2 protein-coding genes are annotated in these 1378 nt (G+C 45.4%); both read left to right on the top strand.

Features of this window, described 5'->3' with window-relative positions; all coding sequences use genetic code 11:
• The first annotated feature begins 77 nt into the window (after positions 1-77).
• Positions 78-419 (top strand): helix-turn-helix domain-containing protein, encoded by a 342-nt coding sequence (locus MJ257_RS24535; RefSeq protein WP_240271792.1) that lies wholly within the window; start codon positions 78-80, stop codon positions 417-419.
• Entirely contained in the window at positions 398-1324 is a 927-nt protein-coding gene (locus MJ257_RS24530; protein ID WP_240271791.1) for an IS3 family transposase, read from the top strand. Before MJ257_RS24535 ends, MJ257_RS24530 begins: the two co-directional genes overlap by 22 nt.
• The last annotated feature ends 54 nt before the right edge of the window (positions 1325-1378 follow it).

Here is a 1378-nt window from a genome sequence, read left to right as displayed (position 1 = left end):
TCTATAAAGCCCCCTAATCACTTTGGACACTTTCAGACTAAACAATATACAATAAATATTAGCTGGAGGTAGTCCGTATGAGAGTTCAGCACAGCAAGTTCGACGAGTTAAGAATACAGGTCGTCGAGGAGGCACTGGACAGGGGGAATGTGGCTTTAACTGCTCGCAAACATGGAATCTCCCCCTATTCCTTGTACAAGTGGGTGAAACAATATAGGGATGAGGTGGAGATAAACATGGGTAAGAAAAAGGACATAAAGCAGCTTAATGATCCACAGACTGCTCGAGAGTGGGAGCAGAAATATGAACAGGCAGCGAAACTCCTTGGCGAGAAAGAACTGGAGATCGCGATACTTCGAGATCTTGTAAAAAAAAAGTATCCCCACATCCAATTCAAGTGGCCCGAAAATGGATCCTAAAGGGCTACAAGGTAGCTCCTGTGCTTAAGATCTGTGGTGTTCCGCGTTCATCGTATTACTATTCGCTCAAGCTTACGAATCCTAAACAAGCCCCTCAAGGCGGGCGTCCCGTACCCGGATACTCCTATACCTTTGAAGGGAAGAAAGTGGCCGATACGCGGATTAAACACCTGATTATGAAGCTGCTGGAAAGTGAGGAATCCGTCTATGGATACCGAAAACTCACGATTGCCTTACGCCGGCAGCATCATCTTAAAATTAATAAGAAGAAGGTGTACAGGCTCTGCAAGGAGCTCGATATCCTAGGCAAGCCGGTAAAACCTAAACGGTCTTATCCACGCCGTCTCGCAAACAATATGGAGGTTACAGGACCCAACCAGCTGTGGCAGATGGATATTAAATATGGTTATATCGCCGGCCTGGAACGTTACTTCTATACCGCAAGTATTATCGATGTCTACGACCGTAATGTGGTTGGACAATACCGCGGTAAGGAGTCCAAGACGAAGGATCTGCTTACCACTCTACACAAGGCCCTCTTAAAAAGAGGCGTGTACACCCAAGAAACGCCGCTGGTTGTTCGTACCGACAATGGCCCGCAGTTCAAGAGCCACAAGTTTAGAGAGTTTTTCGAGAACAACAAAGAGTTACTGATCCATGAAAGAACACCGAACCGAACTCCGAACAAAAATGCGTACATTGAGTCATTTCACAGTATCTTGGAGCGTGAGTGTTTCAAGCGGCATATCTTTATGAGTTTTGAAGAAGCATTCGATGTTCTTGACCAATTCATGGACTTTTACAATAACCGCCGAATTCACATGAGTTTATATGGTTACTCTCCCGCTGAATTTGCAGTGAAACTGGAGAGAAACGAAGTAAACGCGTTTAAAATCGCCGTTTGATTGTGTCTATCTTAGGTTTGATCCTAAAGTGTCCAATATTCGGGGGCCCGGTCG

The sequence above is a fragment of the Paenibacillus timonensis genome (genome assembly GCF_022427145.1).
GTDB classification, from domain to species: domain Bacteria; phylum Bacillota; class Bacilli; order Paenibacillales; family Paenibacillaceae; genus Fontibacillus; species Fontibacillus timonensis.
Note: the sequence above shows the minus strand (reverse complement) of the source record. Positions and strands in the feature narration are given on the sequence as shown.